A 21790-nucleotide genomic window follows, 5' to 3' on the forward strand; every position below is an offset into this window, starting at 1 on the left:
GGTTCAAGCCGAGCGCCGAAACGCTCTCTTGACAGGGCCGCTCAACGCGACCTCAACCCAAGCTTTCGAAACTGTTCGTCTCTTACTGCTTGACCGAGATGCTCAAGCGACCCGCGATGCCAGTCCCACTCCGGAACCGGTCCGCGGCCAACGGTCAAAACCGCCGCCTGCGCATCCCTTCTCGATTTTCACGATCAACAATGTCAAAGATCCATCGCCCGGCGAACCGCAAAACACGACATCCGGCGAACTGGCCGTGGTCGTCATCGGGTTTTTGAAGGCCGGAGAAGCACAAACGATCGTTCGTGCCAGCGGAGGGTCAATCTAGCGCTTACGGCAGAGGGCGTCAAGCCCTTTGTTTCGTATGCACCGAACCGCCTAGGCCGCCCGGGGCGGAAAACGGCTCGGCCAGCGCCCTGACCTCCACCCCTCCAGTTCTTTCGGGGCGCCCCCTCCGGACCGCGTCCGGCGAGGGAGGCGCTGTATAGGGCAGCGCCCGCCGCCGATCCAGCAAAAAGACTCGTTCGGCGACAAATTCGCTTCCGAGCCGGGGATGACAAAAGAGCGCGGCGGCTGGACAGTTCCCAGGCCGCGCCCTTATGGTTTTAGACCAAAACCGCAGGCACAGAGGAAGCCGGCATGCGCCCAAGCGCGCGCGCGACCGCCGAGGTCATGGCGCAGGTTCTGCGGACGACCGCCAGCCTCGCCTTTACGGATGGGCTGAACCCGGCCCAGTGGGCGGCGCTGCGTTACTTCGCCCAGGCGAACGCCAGCGCCCGCAACGTCGTTGCCTTCGCCCGCCATCACGGAACGACCAAGGGCACGGCGAGCCAGACCATCGCCGCCCTCCTGAAAAAGAATCTTCTGGAACGGCACCCCAGCGAGACCGACCGCCGCTCCATCCGGTTGACCCTGACGGCGCGGGGGCGGACCATGCTCGCCAACGATCCGCTGAACGAGCTGGTTGCCGCCATCGACGGTTTGGCGCCGGCCCAGCACGGCGCCCTGGCCGAGGGGCTGGACGAGCTGTTGCGCACCCTGCTGTCGCGCCGCACCCAGGGTGAGGCGCGCGCCGGAGACCCCCTGGGAACCTCCGGCCCTGCCGACCGCAACGGCGCCGCGGCGGACTGAACCGTCCGCAGCATCCGCATTTCACGCCATCGCATTGGGAGCGACGGAGGCCATGGCCCGAATTCTGGTGATCGACGACGTTCCGGCCTTGACGGCGCTGCTGCGCATGACGCTGGAGACGCAGGGCCACCATGTGGAGGAGGCCCATGACGGTCTGTCCGGCCTGTCCAAGCTGGAGCGCGAGCCCTTCGACCTCGCCATCGTCGACATGATGATGCCCGGCCTGGACGGAATCGAGCTGATCCGCCGCCTGCGCACCCGCGACGCCCCTCAGGTCCCGGGCATCATCGCCATGTCCGGCGGCACGGACGACTTCCCGGCGGCCTTCTCGCTGAACCTGTCGGCCATGCACGGCGCCGATCGCGTGTTGTACAAGCCCTTCCACAACAGCGAGCTGGTCACCGCCGTGGGTGAGTTGCTGGCCGCCCGCGCCGCCTGACGCCGCCTGACGCCGCGGCATCGCCGCCACAGCGCGATCTTTTCTGCCCGGCACGGGACTTTTTTTGCGCGTTCCGATCTTTCGCACACCCGCTGCGCTTGCGGTGGTCATGTTTGCACCGCATACAGACGCCGTCCCGGACGGCCGGTATCCGGCCCGACCCAGCCAGCGCGCGGCCATGCACGATCCCAAACTGCTTTTCGACGTCCTGTTCCTCCTGCTGGCGGCGGTGGTGTTCGTCCCCTTGTTCCAGGCACTGCGCATCCCGGCGGTGCTCGGCTATCTGGTGGGCGGGGCGCTGCTGGGTCCGCACACGCCGGGGCCGGTGGTGGACATGGAGCTTCCGCAGGTCCTGTCCGAATTCGGGGTGGTCTTCCTCCTCTTCGCCATCGGGCTGGAGCTGCCGCTGTCGCGCCTGCGGGCGATGCGGCGCTACATCTTCGGGCTGGGGCTGATGCAGGTCGTCCTGACCAGCGCCGCCATCGCCGCGGTCGCCTACGCGCTGGGCGAGGACGTGGCGGCGGCGCTGGTGATCGGCGGCATGCTGGCCTTCTCGTCCACCGCCACGGTGCTGAAGCTGCTGGTCGAGCGCGGGGAGACGGTGGCGCGCTTCGGGCGCGTGTCGGTCGCCGTGCTGATCTTCCAGGATCTGGCCGTCGTGCCGCTGCTGACCCTGCTGCCGCTGCTGGCCGGCGGCGACACCAGCATCCCTTGGGCGCTCGCCCTGGCCGGGGTGAAGGCCGTTGCGGCGATCGGCGCCATCATGCTGCTGGGCCGCTTCGTGGTGCGCCCGGTCTATCACTTCGTGGCCTCGGCGAAGAGCCCGGAGGTCTTCACGGCGACCAACCTGCTTGTCGTCCTGGCGGTCGCCTGGCTGACGGCGGAAGCCGGCATGTCGATGGCGCTGGGCGCCTTCCTGGCCGGCATGCTGATGGCCGACACCGCCTACCGCCATCAGGTGGAGGCCGACATCGAGCCGTTCCGCGGCCTGCTGCTCGGCCTGTTCTTCATGACGGTGGGGATGACGCTGGACCTGCCGGCCATGCTCCAGCGCGCCGACGACATCCTGATGGTGACCGCGGCGCTGCTGGTCGGGAAGAGCATCCTGCTGTTCCTGCTCTGCCGCCTGTCGGGGCTCGGGCTGGCGACCTCGCTGCGCATCGGACTGCTGCTCTCGCAGGGCGGCGAGTTCGCCTTCGTGCTGATCGGCAAGGCGACGCGGCTGACGGTGCTGGAGGGCGAGACGGGGCTGCTGCTGTCCTCCTGCGTGGCGCTCAGCATGGCGGTGACGCCTCTGGTCGGCGCCATCGCCCAGCGGCTGGCCCAGAGGGTCGAGGCCCGCTACGGCGCCGAGGCCTTCGGCGTGGAGACCAGCGACATCACCGGCCATGTGCTGATCGCCGGCTACGGCCGGGTCGGGCGGGCCGTCGCCCGGCTGCTGCGCACCCACGACATTCCCTACGTCGCGCTGGACCTCGACCCGCAGCGGGTGGCCGCGGCGCGGGCCGAGGGGCTGCCGGTCTATTACGGCGATTCCAGCCAGATCGGCGTTCTGCGCGCCGCCGGGATCGAGCGGGCGCGGGCCGCGGTCATCACCGTCAACCGCCCGGACATGGCCGAGCGCGCCGTGGAGGCTATCCGCCGCGCCGCGCCGCGCCTGGCCATCGCTGCCCGCGCCCACGACCTCGACCGCGGCGCGCGGCTGAAGAAGGCCGGGGCCAGCGCCGTGGTGCCCGAGACGCTGGAAGCCAGCCTGCAGTTGGCCAGCCTCGTGCTGCGCACCGCCGGGCTGGACGCCGAGACCATCGACCGGAGCCTGAAGAGCGTCCGCGACCGCGGCTACGATGCCCTCAGCGAACCGGCCGGCGAGAACGACTGACCATAAAGACGGAGCGGCCGCCTCAGCGCTCGACCCGCCACAGGTCGAAGACGGTGCCGCGGTAGACCTCCTCCGCGCCCGGCGGCGGCTTCAGCCCGGCCGCGTGGAAGACGTTGGAGAACATCACCAGCACGTAATCATACTTCTCCCGCCAGCCAACGTAATGCGGACAGGGCTCGACATGGTCGCGCAGGGTCGCCTCTTCGGGTCGGGAGAGCAGGCGGACGTCCACCGGAACCCCCTCGTAGATCGCCATGCAGCGGTCACGGTAGGGCTGGGTCACGGTCAGCGGCTGCTTGCCCGGGTGGCTGAACAGGGTCGGGACGAAAGCCCGCCGCTCCACGGTGATCAGCGACGGCAGATGGATCAGGCTGGGCAAGGCGACCAGCGCGTGCCGCCAGGGCGGCTGGGTGAGCAGAAACTCCCGCGTGTTGCAGCAGCCGGCCTCCTGCCCCGCCCAGGCGATCAGGACGGAGCGTCCGGGCTCGATCCGCTCCATGGCGCGGCGCAGGTCGGCCACATCGTCCTCGTAGGCCAGCCAGTTGAGCGTCAGCACGCCGGTCCGCACCGTCAGCAGGGCGAGCAGCCCGGCGGCGAAGGCCGCCGCGGCGCGGGCGCTGGGAAAGCGGATGTCGGTGCCGGCCACCAGCAGGAAGGCCGCCAGAATCCAGAAGCGGATCGACACGAAGTAGGTGCCGAAGAAGGGGTCCGGCACCACGAAGAAGGCCAGCACGAACAGCCCCACCGCCAGCATCATCGCCGGCGCGGCGCGCAGCCAGCCGGCCAGACGCGCCGCGACCATGCCGCCCAGGATCAGCAGCAGGGTCGCCACGTCGAGCAGCGTGTTGTAGTTCAGGACCGGAGCCAGCATGTCGTGCAGCCGATAGCGCCACTGCTTCAGCTCGGTCAGCTTCTTCAGCCGCCAGTAAACCTCCTTCAGCAGCAGGACCGGCGTGCTGTCGCGCGCGCCCACCGCCGCCGCGTCGGATTGGAGGAGGTGCGTTCCCACCGTGCCGGCGAACAGCGCCACGGGAAGGGCGAGCAGCGCGGCGAAGCGCAGAACGTCGCGCCCGAGATTGGCGAGCGTCAGCGGCTTTCGCCCCTGTCCCACGTATTTCACCGCCTCCACCGCGAACAGGCAGAGCAGGAAGGAGCCGAGCACGATGGCGTGGGCGAAATAGAGGAACAGGGCGCAGCCCATCCCCACCGGCACCTGCCAGCGCCGCCCCGCCAGCGCGATCCACAGCGACAGACCGACCAGCAGGAAGCCGAGGCCGAGCGAGAAGCTCATGAAACCGCCGATCAGCGTGGCGTTGTGGATGAACAGCGCGCCGCACAGCGGCCACAGGCTCCACCGTCCGAACAACGTCCGATTCAGCAGCATCGCCCCGAACAGGGTGAGCAGCCCGGCCAACGCCATGTAGACGCGCCCGGCGACATACAGAGGCAGCACACTGGCGAGCGGCAGCATCACCGCCTCCATCAGCAGGTTCGGGACCGGCGTCAGGGAGGCGGTGTAATGGTCGGCCAGGAAGGGGTCGGACCGGACATGCAGCAGCACGTCCACCCGCGCCAGATGGTTCGGGTAGTCGAGCAGCGGCGGCATCTCCACCAGGATGAGCGGCAGCATAAGCAGTGCCAGGATCACCGGCAGCACGAGCGTCAGCGGCGGCGACCAAGCCCCGGCATCCGTCCGCAGGGCGGCGGCGCCGGGGCCGGGGGCCTGCGACAGTCCTGAATGGTCCACCGGAGCCTCCTGCATTTGGTGCAATGCGGAAGGCTCAACACATCCACTGTCCGCATCGCCAGAAGGCAATGGCGTTACGATTCGGCGTTGGACTTAGTCCATGGCCCCGACGAGGCAGGCCCCATGGCTCGCCGGGACTCCATCGGCATGAGGGCAGGAACGCTCCCCGCCCCTTTTCGAGGATAGGCCGGGCTTCGTCCGGATGCCGTCACGGCTGTGGGAAGACACGGGCGCGGGCGATGTGGACGGCGCATTGGTCGCCGGGGCGCAGGCCCAGGGCGGACAGGCGCTCGCGGTCCATCTCGGCCTCCAACGGCAGGCCGGCGAGGTCGATCTCGATCCGCGCGTCCGGTCCCACCACATGGATGCCCGACACCCGGCCCGGCCCGGCGGCGCTGGGGCTCAGACCCAGATCGTGCGGGCGCACATAGGCGATGGCCGGGCCGCGCACCGTGCCGTCGGCGGGAATCGACAGCGCCCCGTTGGCCGTCCGCGCCACCCCATCCGCCACCACGCAGTCGAAGCGGTTCACCTGCCCAAGGAACTCGTAGACGAAGGCCGAGGCCGGACGGTCGTAGACCTCCGCCGGGCTGCCCACCTGCTCGATCCGGCCCTGGCTCATCACCACCACGCGGTCGGCCAGTTCCAGCGCCTCCTCCTGGTCGTGGGTGACGAAGACGGAGGTGATGTGGATGTCCTCGTGCAGCTTGCGCAGCCAGCGCCGCAACTCCTTGCGAACCTTGGCGTCCAACGCGCCGAACGGTTCGTCAAGCAGCAGCACCTTCGGCTCGATGGCCAGCGCGCGGGCCAGCGCCACGCGCTGCCGTTGCCCGCCGGAGAGCTGCGCCGGGTAGCGGTCGGCGAAATGGGCGAGCTGGACCAGCTCCAGAAGCTCCATGACGCGCCGCTTGATCTCGGTCGAGGTCGGACGCTGACCGCGCGGCCGCACCTTCATCCCGAAGGCCACATTGTCGAAGACGGTCATGTGGCGGAACAGCGCGTAATGCTGGAAGACGAAGCCGACCTGCCGCTCCCGCGGGGTGAGGCTCAGCGCCTCCTCCCCGTTGAGCAGGAGGCTGCCGGAATCGGCAAACTCCAGCCCCGCCATGATGCGCAGCAGGGTTGTCTTGCCCGAGCCCGACGGGCCGAGCAGGGCCAGAAGCTCGCCCGAGCGGACTTCGAGGTCCACCGCATCGAGCGCGCGGAAACTGCCGAATTGCTTGGTGATGCCGGAAACCTGGATCGCCATGACGTGCGTCGCCTCAATGCCGGGTGGCCGCCAGCTCAGCCCCGAAGCGCCATTCCAGCACCGTCTTCACGACCAGCGTGACGAGGGCGAGCATGGCCAGCACCGAGGCCACCGCGAAGGCAGCGACCAAGTTGTATTCGTTGTAGAGGATCTCGACATGCAGGGGCATCGTGTTGGTCTCGCCCCGGATGTGGCCGGACACCACCGACACCGCGCCGAACTCGCCCATCGCGCGGGCGTTGCACAGCAGGACGCCGTACAACAGGCCCCATTTGATGTTGGGCAGGGTGACGCGCCAGAAGGTCTGCCAGCCGGACGCGCCCAGCACCAGCGCCGCCTCCTCCTCCTCGTTGCCCTGCTCCTGCATCAGCGGGATCAGCTCGCGGGCGACGAAGGGGAAGGTGACGAAGACGGTGGCGAGCACCAGCCCCGGCACGGCGAAGATGATCTGGATGCCCTGCGATTTCAGGAACGGCCCCATCAGCCCGTGCAGCCCGAACAGCAGCACGTAGATCAGGCCGGAGATCACCGGCGACACCGAGAAAGGCAGGTCGATCAGGGTGATCAGCACGTCCTTGCCGCGGAAGTCGAACTTGGCGATGCACCAGGACGCCGCCACGCCGAAGAGGAGGTTCATCGGCACGGCGATGGCCGCAACGATCAGCGTCAGCTTGATCGCCGCCACCGCGTCCGGCTCCACCAGCGCCGCCCAGTAGGCGTCCGTGCCGCGGCGCAGCGCCTCGACGAAGACCGAGACCAGCGGCAGGACCAGGAACAGCAGCAGGAAGGCCAGCGCCGTGGCGATCAGGAGCCCCTTCACCCAGCGGCTGTCGGCCAGCGCCGGGGTGAACCCGACGGCTTTCTTAGCGAGCATGGCGCGACCTCATCCAGGCTTGCAGCAGGTTCAGGGCCAGCAGCAGCACGAAGGACGCCATCAGCATCAGCACGCCGACCGCGGCGGCGCCGGCATAGTCGTACTGCTCCAGCTTGATGACGATCAGCAGCGGAATGATCTCCGACAGGCCGGGGATGTTGCCGGCGATGAAGATCACCGAGCCGTACTCCCCCACCCCGCGGGCGAAGGCCAGCGCGAATCCGGTGAGCAGGGCCGGCAGGAGCGCCGGGAACACCACCCGCCGGAACGACTGCCAGCGCGTGGCGCCCAGCGCCGCCGCGGCCTCCTCCTCCTCCGGCGGCAGGTCCTGGAGGATGGGCTGCACGGTGCGGACCACGAAGGGCAGGCCGATGAAGGTCAGGGCGATGGCGATGCCCAGCGGCGTGAAGGCCACCCTCAGCCCGAACCACTCCATCAGCAGCGAGCCGATCCAGCCGTTGGGCGCGTAGAGCGCGCTGAGCGCGATGCCCGCCACCGCCGTGGGCAGGGCGAAGGGCAGATCCACCAGCGCGTCGACGATCCGGTCGCCGGGAAAGCGGTAGCGCACCAGCACCCAGGCGACGATGAAGCCGAAGACGGCGTTGACCGCGGCGGCCGCCAGCGACAGCCCGAAGCTGACCTTGAAGGCGGCCAGGACGCGCGGCGTCAGCACCGCGTCCCAGAAGCCGGACCAGCCCAGCCCCGCCGCCTTCAGCGCCAGCGCGGCCAGCGGCAGCAGGACGATCAAACACAAATAGGTCAGCGTGAAGCCCAGGGTCAGCCCGAAGCCGGGCAGGACGCTGGGCTTTCGAAGGACGCTCAACACCGTGCCCCCCGCATTGGGAAGCACGGCGTCGCTGGTGGTTGCCGCGACCACGGGTCAGCGGCCCTTCTGATAGATCTGGTCGAAGACGCCGCCATCCGCGAAGTGCTTCTCCTGGGCCGTACGCCAGCCCCCGAAGGAGCCGTCGATGGTCACAAGCTTAACATTCGGGAAGCGATCCGCATACCGCGCAGCGACCTCCGGCAGGCGCGGGCGGTAGAAGTTCTTCGCCGCGATCTCCTGCGCTTCGGGGGTATAGAGGAAGGTCAGGTAGGCTTCCGCCACCTTGCGCGTTCCCTTGCGGTCGACCACCGAGTCGACGACCGTGACCGGCGGCTCCGCCAGGATCGACAGCGACGGCACGACGATGTCGAACTTGTCGGCGCCGAACTCCTGGAGCGACAGGAAGGCCTCGTTCTCCCAGGCCAGCAGAACGTCGCCGAGCTGCCGCTGCGTGAAGGTGACGGTGGAGCCGCGGGCGCCGCTGTCCAGCACCGGCACGTTCTTGAACAGGTCGCCGACGAACTGCTTGGCCTTGGCCTCGTCGTTGCCGTTCTTCTCCAGCGAATAGGCCCAGGCGGCCAGATAGTTCCAGCGCGCCCCGCCCGAGGTCTTCGGGTTCGGGGTGATGACCTGAACGCCCGGCTTCAGCAGGTCGTCCCAATCCTTGATCTGCTTCGGGTTGCCCTTGCGGACCAGGAAGACGATGGTCGAGGTGTAGGGGGAGCTGTTGTTCGGCAGGCGCGTCTGCCACGTCTTCGGCAGGGCGCCGGAGTCGGCGATGGCGTCGATGTCGTAGGCCAGAGCCAGCGTCACCACGTCGGCGTCGAGCCCGTCGATGACCGAGCGCGCCTGCTTGCCCGACCCGCCGTGCGACTGCTTGACGGTCACCGTCTGGCCGTTTTCCGCCTGCCATTTCTTGGCGAACGCCTTGTTGAACTCCACATAGAATTCACGGGTAGGGTCGTAGGAGACGTTCAGCAGCGTGGTCTGCGCCTTGGCGGGCGCGATGGTCAGCATGGCGAGGGCGACACCCGCGGCCATTGCGGACAGCCGGCCTACGGAGAGCCGGCCTACGGAGAGCCGGCCTACGGGGAGCCGGTTCGCGCGGAGCGCGGAGAGCCGATCACGAAACGACATGGCACACTCCCTCGGTATGGTTCATTGGGGCGCCGGCCCTGGAGGCCACGCACCGTTGTTTACAAAGCCAGCCATTGCACCGGATCGACTGGGCCGTATTCACATACTTTATAATGTATATGCAATATCCATTTGCCTCCTAGAGTTTGCATGATTCCGGGAAGGCCGCAAAGCTGTTTTTTGTCATTATCCACATCGCTGAGAGACAATTTCACATAATTTTGTGAAATGAGACGCGTTGGATCGGGCTGGAAGTGATGCGTCGGATCGCTATCATGCGCGCCCTTTCCGCCTCCTGTCCCGAACGGCCATGTCCGAACCAGTCCAGCCCCCTTCCCCCGCACTGCTGACCGCCCTTCTGGAGGCCGAACGCGCGCTCGGCCGGTTGGCGGAGGCGGTCCAGGACCCCGCCCGCCGGCGGCGGCTGTGGGCTGACGCGGCCCGCCGGGAGTCCTGCGCGGCGGCGCGGCTCGATGGTGTGGCGGTGGACCCGGCGGAATTCCTGGTGGCGACCATCGGCACCGACCTCGTTCCCACCGCCGGGCGGGGAGCGGCGCAGTCGGTCCGCGCGCTGTGGCAGGGCGCCCTGTTCACGCAGGGCGTCATCGCCGCCCCCGCCCGCCGCCTGGACAGCACGCGGGCGCCGCTCCCATCCGGCGGGGCCGCCGCCGACGCTTGGCGCGCGGTGGCGGAGTTGGAGGCCGGGCCGGACGACCGCTTTTCCTTCCCGCCCGACGAGGATAACAACACGCCCTTCACGGACGACGCGCCTCCAGCCTGGACGTTGGGCTGGACGGAGGCGCTGTGGCGCTGCCTTCAGGCGGAGGTGTCGGGGCGCGATCCCGGACGGCTGGCCTTCTCGGCGGACCGGGAGGCGGAGGCGGCCACCCTGCTCAAGCGGCTGGACCATGCCGGCGACCAGCCGGCCCTGCTCGGCGGCGTGGGGATGCTGGCCGAATTGCTGCGCCCGGCGCCCGACCTGCGCATTCCCGGCTGGGCGGTGCCCTCGGCCCGGCTGATGGGGGCGCTGGCGGTGGCGCGCTGCTGCCGCGTTCCGACCGTCTGGCTGCCGATGTCCGTCTCCCTGCACGCCGATCGCACGACCGCCGGCCTCGCCGCGCGCGGGCGGGAGGAGGGGTGGCGGTTGTGGCTGGCCGACACGGTGGCGGAGACGGCGCGGCGGGAGCGGGAGCGCGCCCTATCGCTGGACCGCGCGGCGGAGGGCTGGCAACAGCGGGTGGGGGCCAAGCGCCGCAACTCCCGCATCCCGGACCTGCTGGACCTTCTGTTCGAGGAGCCCGCCCTGACCGTGCGGCGGGTGCAGAAACGGCTGGGCAGCACCTTCCGCGGCGCCCAACTTTTGGTCGACGAGCTTCTGGAGGCCGGAATCCTGCGCGAGGCGACGAACCGTGCGCTGGACCGCGTGTTCATCGCCGTCGATCTGACGCCTTGATGGGATGGAAATCGATCAGATGTCGAAGTTGACGGGCAGGCCACCGGTTGCCTGACGGTGGCGCAGGGCGTCGGACAGGGTCTGGTTGTCGAGCACTTGGGCGGTGGCGTCGCGCACCTGGACCATCAGCCAGCGCACCGAACAGGTCGGCGGGTCGATGCAGTCCTCGCAGGGACGGAAGGAATTCTTGCTGGCGCAGGGGATCGGCGCCAGATGCCCGTCGATCAGCCGGATCACCTCGCCGAAGGAAATCTCCTCCGCCGGGCGCGCCAGGCGGTAGCCGCCGCTCTTGCCGCGCTTGGCGAACAGCAGGCCGTGCTTGCGCAGTTCCACCAGAATGGCTTCCAGGAACTTGCGCGGAATGTTCTCCCGCTCGGCGATTTCGGCGATCAGGACGAGTTCGTCATCCGTCCGTTCGGCCAGCATGATCAGCGCACGCAGGGCGTATTTGGCTTTTTGCGACAGCATTCGGTCCGGCACCGCCCCCCGCGGCGGAATGGGATAAAGATAAAGTGCACTCCATATAGCCGTGTTGCCCAGGAATTGGTACCGGTTCTTGCCCTGGAAAACGCTGGCGCGTAAGGTCGTGCACGAATCGACCTCTGACCATTGATCATTGACCGGCGAAGGACGCGGCATGCAGACCATCATCGTTCCCGTCACTCCGTTCCAGCAGAACTGCACGGTGCTCTGGTGTCCGGAGACGATGAAGGGCGCCGCCGTCGATCCCGGCGGCGACCTGCCGCGCATCCTGCGCGCCGCCCAGTCGAAGGGCGTGACGCTGGAGAAGATCCTGGTCACCCACGGCCACATCGACCACGCCGGCGCCGTCGCCGATCTCGCCGACGAATTGAAACTTCCCATCGAAGGGCCGCACCGCGAGGACCAGTTCTGGATCGACGGCATGCCGATGCAGAGCCAGATGTTCGGCTTCCCGCCGGTCCGCTCCTTCACGCCGGACCGCTGGCTGGAGGAAGGCGACACGGTGACGGTCGGCAACCTGACGCTGGACGTCCACCACTGTCCGGGCCACACGCCGGGCCACGTGGTCTTCGTGCACAAGCCCAGCAAAATCGCCATCGTCGGCGACGTGCTGTTCCAGGGCTCCATCGGCCGCACCGATTTCCCCAAGGGCAACCACGGCGACCTGATCGAGTCGATCCGCACCAAGCTGTTCCCGCTGGGCGACGACGTGACCTTCATCCCCGGCCACGGCCCGACCTCGACCATCGGGGAGGAGCGGCTGTACAACCCCTTCCTCAACGATTGACGGCCGGGGATTGGCCGATCCGGACCCGCCGGACCGGCCATCCTTTCATCAGGCTCCCGTCTCGATGGACAGCGCCATCGGCGGCGGGTTGGCCAGCGTCTGGTAGACGACGCAGTAGCGCTCCGTCAGCTTGGTCAGGGTGGCGATGCGCTCCGCCGGCTCGTCGGTGTCCAGGTCGAAGCGCAGGCGGATGGCGCGGAAGCCGACCGGCGCGTCCTTCGCCACGCCCAGCGTGCCGCGGAAATCCAGGTCGCCTTCCGCCGACACGGTGCCGCCGCGCAGCTTGAACTCCAGCGCCGTGGCGACCGCCTTCAGCGTCACGCCCGCGCAGGCCACCAGCGCCTCCAGAAGCATGTCGCCGGAACAGGCCTGCGTGCCCGGCCCGCCGGTCGCCGGATGCAGGCCGGCCTCCACCAGCGCGCGGCCCGTCTCGACCTTGCAGGCGATGCCGGAATCGTCCAGCGCCCCGTGGGCCTTCAGCGTCACCACCGCCGACTCCGGGGCATCCTTGTACTTGTCCTTCAGCGGCGCCTGGAGCGCGCGCAGATCCTGTGCATCCATGCCCGTGCGTTTCCTCTTCGCGGTTCGGGTTCTTTATTGTGCGACCGGCGGATGATGGACCGCAAACACCATCCCGGCAATGCCCAAAGCGAAGCCCAGCTCCGCAGCCGGCACCCCTGGCCCGCCCCGATGTTTTCCGCTAAGACCGGCGGTATAAACATAATGAATGGGAAGGGAGTTCTCCCCGCCATGAAACGTCGTTCCTTCCTCGCCAGCGCCGGGGTCGGTCTGGCCGCCAGCACCGTCGTCGCCGCACCGGCCATCGCGCAGAGCCAGCCCGAGATCAAGTGGCGCATGGCGTCGAGCTACCCCAAGAGCCTCGACACCATCTTCGGCGGGGCGGAGCTGATCGCCCGCCGGGTCGCCGCCGCGACGGATAACAAGTTCCAGATCCGCACCTTCGCGGCGGGCGAGATCGTGCCGGCGCTCCAGGTGCTGGACGCGGTGCAGAACGGCACGATCGAGTGCGGCCAGTCCGCAGCCTATTTCTACATCGGCAAGGACCCGACCTTCTGCTTCGACACGGCCATGCCCTTCGGCCTGAACACGCGCCAGCACATCTCCTGGATGATGCACGGCGGCGGGCTGGAGCTGATGCGGGAGCTGTTCCGCGAGCACAACATCCACAACATCCCCGCCGGCAACACCACGGCCCAGATGGGCGGCTGGTTCCGCAAGGAAATCAAGACGGTGGAGGATCTCAGCGGCCTCAAGATGCGGGTCGGCGGGCTGGCCGGGCAGATCATGGGCAAGCTGGGCCTCGTCCCGCAGCAGATCGGCGGCGGCGACATCTACCCGGCGCTGGAGCGCGGCACCATCGACGCGGCGGAGTTCGTCGGCCCCTACGACGACGAGAAGCTGGGCTTCCACAAGGTCGCCAAATACTACTACTCGCCGGGCTGGTGGGAAGGCTCCGCCCAGATCCCGCTGATGATCAACATCACCGCCTGGGAGCAGCTTCCCGAGTCCTACAAGACGATCCTGGAGCAGGCCTGCTGGGAGGCCAACACCTGGATGATCGCCAAGTATGACGCCGTCAACGCCGCGGCGCTGAAGCGTCTGGTCGCCGGCGGCGCCCAGCTCCGCGCCTTCCCGCGCGACGTCATGATGGCCTGCGAGAAGATCGCCAACGAGCTGTACGACGAGCTGTCGGCGAAAAACCCGCGCTTCAAGAAGGTCTACGACGCGTGGAAGCCCTTCCGCGACGAGGAGCGGCTGTGGTTCCGCGTCGCCGAGAACAGCTTCGACTCCTACGTCTATTCCCAGTCGGCGCAGCGCCGCTGAGGAAAGCACGGCCCTGAAAGAGGCACGGCCCCTCCCCTTCCATGAAGGGGAGGGGCCGCATCTTTCACAAGGTCAGTGCGAGGCCGCGCCGGCCGCACCCAGGCCGGTTTCCGAACGGATGTACTGGTACTCGTAGGCCTTCGCCTCCGCCGCCGCCCGCGCGCTGCGGTCGGTGACCGAGAAGACCCAGGTCGACGCGAAGGCGATGACCATCGAGAACAGCGCCGGATGCTCGTAGGGGAAGATCGGCGCCGGGAACTTGAAGACGCTGACCCACACGGTCGGCCCCAGAACCACGAAGGCGACGCAGCTCACCAGACCGGCGAAGCCGCCGATGAAGGCGCCGCGCGTGGTCAGACCCTTCCAGAAGATCGACAGGATCAGCACCGGGAAGTTGACCGAGGCCGCCAGACCGAAGGCCAGACCGACCATGAAGGCGATGTTCTGGTTCTCGAACAGCAGGCCCAGCGTGATGGCGATGACGCCCAGCGCCAGCGTGGCGAGGCGCGACACGCGCATCTCCGACGCCTCGGTGGCGTTGCCCTTCTTGATGACGCGGGCGTAGAGGTCGTGGCTGACCGCCGACGCGCCGGCCAGCGTCAGGCCGGCGACCACCGCCAGGATGGTGGCGAAGGCGACCGCCGAGATGAAGCCCAGGAAGATGTTGCCGCCGATGGCTTTGGACAGGTGGATGGCCGCCATGTTGCCGCCGCCCAGGATCTTGCCCGCGGCATCCAGATAGGCCGGGTTGGTGCCGACGATCACGATGGCGAGGAAGCCGATGGTCACCGTCAGGATGAAGAAGTAGCCGATGAAGCCGGTGGCGTAGACGACTGACTTGCGCGCCTCCTTGGCGTCCGGAACCGTGAAGAAGCGCATCAGGATGTGCGGCAGCCCCGCCGGTCCGCACATCAGCGCGAGGCTGAGCGACACCGCGGCGATGGGGTCGGCCATGGCGGCGCTGGGGCGCAGGATGGCGGCGTTCGCGGCATGGGCGGCGACCGCTTGCTGGAGCAGCCGCTCCGGGTTGAAGCCGAACTGGGCCAGCGCCAGCCCGACCAGCACGGTGCAGCCGCCGAGCAGCATCACCGCCTTGATGATCTGCACCCAGGTGGTCGCCAGCATGCCGCCGAAAGTGACGTACAGGATCATCAGCACGCCGACCATCACCACGGCGTAGGTGTAGTCCAGGCCGAACAGGAGCTGGATCAGCTTGCCCGCCCCGACCATCTGCGCGATCAGGTAGAAGCAGACCACGGTCAGCGACCCGACCGCCGCCAGCGAGCGGATCGGCGTCTGGCCCAGCCGGTAGGACGCCACGTCGGCGAAGGTGAAGCGGCCGAGGTTGCGCAGCCGCTCGGCGATCAGGAACAGCATCAGCGGCCAGCCGACCAGGAATCCGATGGTGTAGATCACCCCGTCGAAGCCCTTGGCGAAGACCATGCCCGACAGGCCGAGGAAGGCCGCCGCCGACATGTAGTCGCCGGCGATGGCCAGCCCGTTTTGGAAGCCGCTGATGCCACCGCCCGCGGTGTAGAAGTCCGACGCCGAGCGGGTGCGCTTGGACGCCCAATAGGTGATGCCCAGCGTGCCGGCGACGAACAGCAGGAACATGGCGATGGCCGTCACGTTGACCGGCTGGCGCTCCACCGCGCCATCGATGGCGGCGGCAAACGCGGGACCGGCCGCCAGCGCCGGCAGCAGCGCGGCGGAGGCAACGGCGATCGGGGCAGCGAGACGACGCGCGGCGCTCATCGGCCCACCTCGTTCAGCAGGTCGCGGTTCATCGCGTCGTAGCGGCTGTTGGCGCGCAGCACATAGACGCCGGTCATCAGCGAGCAGAAGACGGTGATGACGATGCCGGCGGCCAGCCCGACCGGGAAGGTCATGCCCTCGACCAGCGGGCGCGCCATCAGGTCGGGCGCCAGCGCCGAGGCGAACACGAAGGCGTAGTAGACCGCCAGGACGATCAGCGCCAGCCGCCAGCTGAAGCGCGCGCGGCTCGCCGTCATCGCGGCGAACTTCGGGTTGGACAGCACCCGCTCGTAAATCTCGTCGGACATGGTTTTTATCGCTTTTTTCAGGCATTGCGCATCGCAGCAATACCTTGGGCGCATGGCGGCAAAAAGCGAAATTAAATTTCTTTGAGGGCAAAATAACGAAACATTCTCTCAAATCTCTTCGATATTAACCGCCGTGAGGTTAATCATTAGCTCAATCCTGGTTGATCCACGGCTACGAAATGCGACAACGGGTCGCGCTGCGACGCAACATGAGGCAACGCTGTTATCCTGCCGTCCGCCCCTTCAGCCGGACATCCTTCAGACGCACATGAATCAGGCCGCTGCCGGTGGGATCGGAGCGGTCGGGCTTCACCATCGCCTCCAGCAGCTTCTCGTCGCTCGACCAGTAGGGCACGTACCACAGCCGGTCCACGTCCATGACCAGCACCCGGTGGGTTTCGGCGTCGTAAGCGCCGAGCGGCGCGATGTGACCCACCGTGGCGTCGCCGGTCAGCGTGCCCTGGTCGTAGGCCAGCAGGATGATGTCGCTGTCGTCGCGTTCGTTCTCGTCCAGGATGCGCCGCAGCTCGCCCAACGTTTCCGGCGAGGTGTCCTTGGGGCGGAAGACCTCCACCGTGGCGTCCAGGCCGAAGGCGTCCACCGACCTCTGGACCAGCCCGGCGAAGTCGGCGAAGGACACGCCATCCCCGTTCTCCGCGGTGGCCGCCTTCCACATGTCGTCGTCCACCTCGTTCAGCACCCGCGCCTGGGTGACCAGCCGGTTGGACGAGAGCGGTGGCAGGCCGCGCAGCGCGTTGATCATCATCGCCACACTGGCGACCGAACAGGCGCTGCCCGTCTGCTGGGCCGTGTAGTAGGGGATCATCGCCCAGAAGTCCGGAGCCCCGGCCTTGCGCAAATGCTCGCGGTCCTGGGTCATCGGCACGGCGTCGGGCCCGAACTTCGGTTTCGTCTCGCTCTGCGCGTCCTGCGACGCGGCAGGTTGGCTCGCCAGAAAAGCGAACGCGCACAGGGCCAGCAGAGTCGAGCGGAGCGGTGCCTTCATCGCCGACGTTTTCCTCGATGGTGTCACGGTGGATGCTTCTGCCGGCTCTAGCCGGACGGGGTGGGCCTTGGCGGGAGGCTCTGCGGCACGAGCGCCATGCAGTTCTGCACGATCGCAGCGCAGGCGCCCAGCGACGACGCCCGGTAGACCAGCCGCTCGACGGCCCCGTTCCTCAAGGTGAAGGTCGCCTCGCACCGGTTGTCCACCACATCGCCAGCCCGCGGAGGGTAATAGTCCCACGGGTCGTAGTCGAGCCCGCGATGACGCCAGCCGGGATAGCCCCACGGATACCCCCAGCCGTAGCCCACCGGCGGTGGTGGCGGGGCGTAGTAATCGATGGAGCCCGCCTGGTAGGCGAGGAACTCCAGGGCGCCGCTGGCCGCCTGCCGGTGCGGGACGCCGGCGCAGGACAGCAGCGTTCCCTTGGGCATGCCGACCAGCGCGCTCTGGGCGGCCAGCGCAACGTCGGCCCGGGGATCGGCGCACCCCGCCAGCCCCCCGGCCGCGGCCAGCAGAAGGACGGCGGCGGAACGCGGCAAGGGTTGTAAATGCGGGAGCACGGGCGGAGCCTCCTTCCCCGGGACATATCCCGGAAGAACAAGCCTCCGCCCGCTTTTGATCCCGCGTCCGATCCCGCTTGGACCCGGTCCGGGCCGGGGATCAGGCGTCCCAGAAATGCGGCATGCCGTCCGACGCCGTGTAGCCGTTCTGGCCGATCATCGCCCAATCCAGGTCATGGATGCCCATGGCCAGCGCCGGGGAGTCCGCCTGAAGCGAGTAGTCGCCCCAATAGGGGTTGTTGAACAGCGGCTTGCCCGTCACGTCGTTGTCGCCATAGCGCGGCACGTTGTGGACGAGGTTGCCGTCGATCACCGGGTTTCCGGCGGTCAGCAGCTCCATGTAGTCGTCCAGCGGCAGCGTTCCGCTGACGACGTTGCCGGTGATGGTGTTGTTGCGCGGCAGGCCGGGATCGCCGTGCTTGGGCGCCCAGCCGACGCGGATGAACTCCTCCGCGTTGCTGGCGATGATCGAGAAGTTGTTGGTGACGAGGTTGTTGTCGCCGCCGTGGATGTGCACCCCGGCCAGCCCGGTGTTCTTCAGGAAGTTGCCGGTCACCGTGACGCCGCCGGCCATGTCGTCCAGATAGATGCCGAAGCCCTTGTGGTTGGTCAGCCACTGGTCGGTGTTGCTGGTCGCCAGCCCGCCCACGCTCTCCACCCAGTTGCCGCGGATGATCGTGCCGGTGTCGACGCTGGACCGGCCCAGCACCTCGATGCCGCCGCCGTCCGCCGTCTCCAGGTTGGAATTGGTGACGCGGTTGTACTCGATGACGTTGTTGCGGTTGATGTTGCTGGAGTCCCAGTTCTTCAGCGAGATGCCGTAGCGCGCGCTGGAGTCCACGTCGTTGTGGGCGATCAGGTTGTTGTCCACCCCAGTGCCGATGATGCCGGCGACCCCCTTGCGCACCTCGCCGACGTGGGAGATGTCGTTGGCGTAGACGGTGTTGCCGTTGCTGCGCCCGTCCAACTCGATGCCGTTGACCGCCAGATGGTCCAGCGTGTTGCCGCCCACCAGGTTGTTGGAGGAGGCCGCGGTCAGCTTGATCGCCGTGCCGACGTTGAGGAAGCTGTTGTTGCCGATGCTGTTGCCCGACGCCCCCTTCAGCTCCACCGCGTAGCCCCAGGTGGTGGTGTTGGTGAAGCCAAGCCCCTCGATGGTCACGTCGCTGCTGCCGTTCAGGCGGATCAGCGTGCCCAGCCGCGCCACCTCGACGCCGTCCTGCGCCAGGGTGGCCGGGTTTTCCGGCTTGAACACCAGCGACTTGTCCGACGCGCGCCACGCGAACTCGCCCGCCTGGTCGACAAAGGACGGGTTGTTCAGCAGCTTGTAGGTCGTCCCCTCGGCGAAGGGCAGCGAGGTGCCGTTCTTCAGCGTGATCGTGCGGGTGGCGTCGTTGACACCGGCGATCTCGGTCAGCGTGTCGGACAGCCGCTCGGCGTCCATCAGCTGGATCTTCATGCCGGCGACGATGTCACCCGACGACATGTCGCCGGTGTGGTAGCGCACCGACCAGCCGCTGGGACCGCCGTTGGCCGCGTCGGCGAAGTACCATCCGGTGGTGGTCGGGTTGTCGGCATCGACGATGCCCTTGCTGGCCAGCGTCTGGCGCACGCCGCCGATGGTCAGGTCGAGGTCGGTGGCCTGCGACAGCTTTGCGGAATAGATCCCGTTGCCCTCGCTGACGACGTTCGTGACCTTCTCCGCCCCGTTCAGCACCGGCGTCTCGCCGGGATAGTTGCGGAAGCTGTGGCCGTTGTCGGCGCCGGTCAGCTCCAGCGTCTTGGTCAGGCGGTAGGTGCCCTCGCGCACATAGGTGGTGTCGACGTCGCTGTCCCGCATGGCGTCGCGGGCGCGCTCCAGCGAGGCGAAGGGGCCGTCGGTGCCGTCGGCGTTCGGCGCGGACAGCTTGCCCGACCACGTGTCCTTGCCGTTGGTCGCGACGTAGAAGGCCGGGCCGGACGGCGCCGCCGGGGGCGGTTCGGCCGAGGGCTGGAACAGCGACGCCGGGGCGTCCACGTTCAACGCACCACCCCAGAACAGCCCTTCCTGCCCCTTCACCACATCCTTTCCGTCCACCGCACCCTTGTCGTAGCTGACGATGCTGTCGGTCGCCGCGACGGTGTGGCCGTTGATGGATACCGACTTGACGTACAGGTTGCGGTCCTGCCCGTTCACCACGGAGTCATTGTCGTAGTGGATCTGGATCTTGTGGGCTTCCTTGGCGTCCAGATCGACCGTGAAGCGGAAGGGTTGCGGGTCGCTGGAGGTGGCGCGGCCCTCGCCGACCACCTTGCCGTCCACCAGCAGCTTGAAATGCGGCGCCACCCCGCCGGCCGACTGGCCCCAGGCGGTGACGACGATGTCGGTCGGCGTCAGCGTGACCGGCGGCGGCGGGGGCGGCGGCGGGACGTAGGGGCCGTCGAAATACTCCTCCGGCACGCCGAAGGTCAGGGCACCGCCCCAGAACAGCCCTTCCTGGCCCGCGACCACGAACTTGCCGTCCACCGGCCCCTTGTCGTAGGAGGCCAGCGGGTCGGTCGATTTGATCTCCTGCCCGTCGATGGTGATGCCCTGGACGAACAGGTTGCGGTCCTGGCCGTTCACCGTGGCGTCATTGTCGTAATGGATCTGGATCTTGTGGGCCTCGTTGGGGTCCACGTCGACCTTGAAGGTGTAGCCGGTCGGGCTGGTCGCGCTGACCCAGGCGTCGCCGACCACCTTGTCATCCACCAGCAGCTTGAAATGCGGCGGCGTGCCGTTGGCGGCGGCGCCCCAGGCCTTCACGACGATCTCGGTCGTCATGGTGGCCGGCGCCTCGGGCTCGGGTTCCTGCGCGCTGGCGAACAGGGTCTTGGGCAGATCGACGTTCAGCGCGCCGCGCCAGTACATCTCGGTCTGCCCGGCGATGACGTTCTTGCCGTCGATGTCGCCGGTGTCGTAGGTCACCAACGGGTCGATGCTGAGGATCGGTTTCCCGTTCACCTCGAACGACTTGACAAAGAGGTTGCGGTCCTCCCCGTTCACGGAGCCGTCGTTGTCGTATTGCAGCTGAAGCTTGTGGGCCTTGTCGGCCGGAACGCGGGCGCTGAAGCTGTAACGGCCCAGCGACGCCGATGCGACGGTCGCCTGCCCGATGTCAACCCCATCCAGCCGCAACACGAAATGCGGCCACTTCCCGCCGGCGGGAGCGCCCCAGGCGTTCACCGTGAAGGTGACGTCCATCAGTTCGGTAGTTTCGGCAGCCATCTCAAACCTCATAGAACTCTAGACCAACGTCTTAGCCCAGAGGTTGAGGTGATCCGCTTAACGGAAAAATAATAATCATAGTTAATATTATGTTAATGCAAGTGATTCCTGTGGCAATATTGCGCCTTTGCAGTCGGACAGAAATGCTTTCACATTGATTAGAAAGTCTGCACATCGACAAGAATGGTTGCTCACCGTCTAGCTTGAGCTTGACTTACCCTGTCGGCGTCACCCCCTTCGTCGGCTGCTTCTCCTTCATGCCCTTCCCTTTGACGGCCGGTTTCCTGCGCTGAGACCGGGAAATTCCTCCAGTCATCGGTGAAGCCCATCATCGAGAGGAGGTGGACGCATGAGACGCAGCCGGTTCAGTGAGGCGGCTATCTACACTTGGAAAGCCAAGTATGGAGGGTGGGAGGTTTCCGAGGCACGGCGACTGAAGGCGCTGAAGGCCGAGAACACCCGGTTGAAGAACCCGCTGTCCCACGAGGGTCATGTCATGGACCAGAAGAGGCTGCACCGGCTCCACACCTAGGAGAAGCTCCAGGTGCATCGGCGCGGTGGGTGCAAACGCGCCCCAGGCACACGGGCGCCGCTGGAAATGATGCTGATACAGTCAACGGTTGAGCGTCGGCGGGGTCGCGCACGAGATTGGAATGCGCTTTACGGTGGGGCCGACCTGTGACACGGCTCCCCCACACACCGTCTCATCCCCGCGGCACCTCATCCCCGCGGCACCTCATCCCCGCGGCTCGCCGTCCCATCCCGATGCCTCTTTTTGATGCTCGTCCGTTGACGGCAACCCGAGGTAAGGTTTGGTTAACGAAACTCGGGATGTGGGGGTTGGAACCATGCTGCGACTGGGCACGAAGGTCCGGCATCATGGGCAGGACGCCATGGTGGTCGCGCGGACCCTGGGTGGGCATCCATCTTATGATTTGGGTCGTGTCCCGAAGCGTGGTGTAGCTGTGGGGAAGCGGCCCGCCGCAGCGCCTTCCCATGGCTGGCGTAGGCGGGCCGGTTATCCACAGCGGGGCGGTCATCGCGGTTCTTCGATAGAGTCTGGT

19 protein-coding genes and 1 pseudogene are annotated in these 21790 nt (G+C 67.4%); 8 read left to right on the forward strand and 12 right to left on the reverse strand.

What is annotated here, in order from left to right:
• From DS837_RS32465 to DS837_RS31030, 4 genes are all read left to right on the forward strand, one after another.
• Positions 1–328 (forward strand): hypothetical protein (locus tag DS837_RS32465; protein ID WP_211102447.1); only part of this gene is annotated, 328 nt, incomplete at its 5' end.
• 311 nt (positions 329–639) lie between these two features.
• Positions 640–1131: a MarR family winged helix-turn-helix transcriptional regulator gene (locus DS837_RS31020; RefSeq protein WP_247890225.1), complete on the forward strand. Its 492-nt coding sequence runs from the start codon at positions 640–642 to the stop codon at positions 1129–1131.
• 52 nt (positions 1132–1183) lie between these two features.
• Positions 1184–1570, forward strand: a complete 387-nt coding sequence (locus tag DS837_RS31025) for a response regulator transcription factor (RefSeq protein ID WP_149168275.1) — start codon at positions 1184–1186, stop codon at positions 1568–1570.
• A 178-nt stretch (positions 1571–1748) separates the two neighbouring features.
• Entirely contained in the window at positions 1749–3449 is a 1701-nt protein-coding gene (locus tag DS837_RS31030; protein WP_149168276.1) for a monovalent cation:proton antiporter-2 (CPA2) family protein, read from the forward strand.
• A 22-nt stretch (positions 3450–3471) separates the two neighbouring features.
• Here the strand turns inward: DS837_RS31030 and DS837_RS31035 are convergent, their stop codons facing one another.
• From DS837_RS31035 to DS837_RS31060, 5 genes are all read right to left on the reverse strand, one after another.
• The gene (locus tag DS837_RS31035; RefSeq protein WP_247890226.1) at positions 3472–5196 is read right to left on the reverse strand and encodes a hypothetical protein; all 1725 of its coding nucleotides are present in this window, start codon (positions 5194–5196) and stop codon (positions 3472–3474) included.
• A gap of 208 nt (positions 5197–5404) precedes the next feature.
• Complete coding sequence (locus DS837_RS31045) at positions 5405–6445, reverse strand: sulfate/molybdate ABC transporter ATP-binding protein (protein WP_149168279.1); 1041 nt, start codon at positions 6443–6445, stop codon at positions 5405–5407.
• A gap of 13 nt (positions 6446–6458) precedes the next feature.
• Positions 6459–7319, reverse strand: a complete 861-nt coding sequence (cysW, locus tag DS837_RS31050) for a sulfate ABC transporter permease subunit CysW (protein WP_145628891.1) — start codon at positions 7317–7319, stop codon at positions 6459–6461.
• A complete protein-coding gene (gene cysT / locus DS837_RS31055; RefSeq protein WP_247890227.1) occupies positions 7309–8142 on the reverse strand; it encodes a sulfate ABC transporter permease subunit CysT in 834 nt (277 codons plus the stop codon). Before cysT ends, cysW begins: the two co-directional genes overlap by 11 nt.
• 57 nt (positions 8143–8199) lie before the next feature.
• Positions 8200–9186 (reverse strand): sulfate ABC transporter substrate-binding protein, encoded by a 987-nt coding sequence (locus tag DS837_RS31060; protein WP_149168281.1) that lies wholly within the window; start codon positions 9184–9186, stop codon positions 8200–8202.
• Positions 9187–9592: 406 nt separating this feature from the next.
• On the opposite strand from DS837_RS31060, the gene DS837_RS31070 reads away from it, so the two are divergent.
• Complete coding sequence (locus tag DS837_RS31070; RefSeq protein ID WP_149168283.1) at positions 9593–10735, forward strand: hypothetical protein; 1143 nt, start codon at positions 9593–9595, stop codon at positions 10733–10735.
• Between the two features lie 15 nt (positions 10736–10750).
• Here DS837_RS31070 and DS837_RS31075 read toward each other — a convergent pair whose 3' ends face one another.
• Positions 10751–11203: an RrF2 family transcriptional regulator gene (locus DS837_RS31075; RefSeq protein WP_014198135.1), complete on the reverse strand. Its 453-nt coding sequence runs from the start codon at positions 11201–11203 to the stop codon at positions 10751–10753.
• A gap of 169 nt (positions 11204–11372) precedes the next feature.
• Here DS837_RS31075 and DS837_RS31080 point away from each other — a divergent pair, with 169 nt between their 5' ends.
• Entirely contained in the window at positions 11373–12005 is a 633-nt protein-coding gene (locus DS837_RS31080; RefSeq protein ID WP_149168284.1) for an MBL fold metallo-hydrolase, read from the forward strand.
• Positions 12006–12053: 48 nt separating this feature from the next.
• On the opposite strand, the gene DS837_RS31085 is transcribed toward DS837_RS31080, so the two are convergent.
• Positions 12054–12566, reverse strand: a complete 513-nt coding sequence (locus DS837_RS31085; RefSeq protein WP_149168285.1) for an OsmC family protein — start codon at positions 12564–12566, stop codon at positions 12054–12056.
• 189 nt (positions 12567–12755) lie between these two features.
• On the opposite strand from DS837_RS31085, the gene DS837_RS31090 reads away from it, so the two are divergent.
• On the forward strand, positions 12756–13850 hold the full coding sequence (locus tag DS837_RS31090; protein ID WP_149168286.1) for a TRAP transporter substrate-binding protein: 1095 nt from the start codon (positions 12756–12758) through the stop codon (positions 13848–13850).
• A gap of 72 nt (positions 13851–13922) precedes the next feature.
• Here DS837_RS31090 and DS837_RS31095 read toward each other — a convergent pair whose 3' ends face one another.
• From DS837_RS31095 to DS837_RS31115, 5 genes are all read right to left on the reverse strand, one after another.
• Positions 13923–15605 carry a cation acetate symporter gene (locus DS837_RS31095; protein WP_149168287.1) on the reverse strand — a complete coding sequence of 561 codons (1683 nt, stop codon included), beginning with the start codon at positions 15603–15605 and terminating at the stop codon, positions 13923–13925.
• A complete protein-coding gene (locus tag DS837_RS31100) occupies positions 15602–15913 on the reverse strand; it encodes a DUF485 domain-containing protein (RefSeq protein WP_149168288.1) in 312 nt (103 codons plus the stop codon). The genes DS837_RS31095 and DS837_RS31100 overlap by 4 nt, the downstream gene beginning before the upstream one ends.
• A 223-nt stretch (positions 15914–16136) precedes the next feature.
• A complete protein-coding gene (locus DS837_RS31105) occupies positions 16137–16919 on the reverse strand; it encodes a phytochelatin synthase family protein (RefSeq protein ID WP_149168289.1) in 783 nt (260 codons plus the stop codon).
• Positions 16920–16966: 47 nt separating this feature from the next.
• Positions 16967–17479 (reverse strand): hypothetical protein, encoded by a 513-nt coding sequence (locus tag DS837_RS31110; protein WP_149168290.1) that lies wholly within the window; start codon positions 17477–17479, stop codon positions 16967–16969.
• A gap of 100 nt (positions 17480–17579) precedes the next feature.
• On the reverse strand, positions 17580–20726 hold the full coding sequence (locus DS837_RS31115) for a carbohydrate-binding domain-containing protein (protein WP_149168291.1): 3147 nt from the start codon (positions 20724–20726) through the stop codon (positions 17580–17582).
• A 352-nt stretch (positions 20727–21078) separates the two neighbouring features.
• Between DS837_RS31115 and DS837_RS31120 the strand changes: the two are divergent.
• A pseudogene (locus tag DS837_RS31120) lies at positions 21079–21207 on the forward strand (transposase); the annotation flags it as partial.
• Positions 21208–21790 lie beyond the last annotated feature (583 nt).

This window comes from Azospirillum brasilense (assembly GCF_008365405.1).
Lineage (GTDB): Bacteria > Pseudomonadota > Alphaproteobacteria > Azospirillales > Azospirillaceae > Azospirillum > Azospirillum brasilense_D.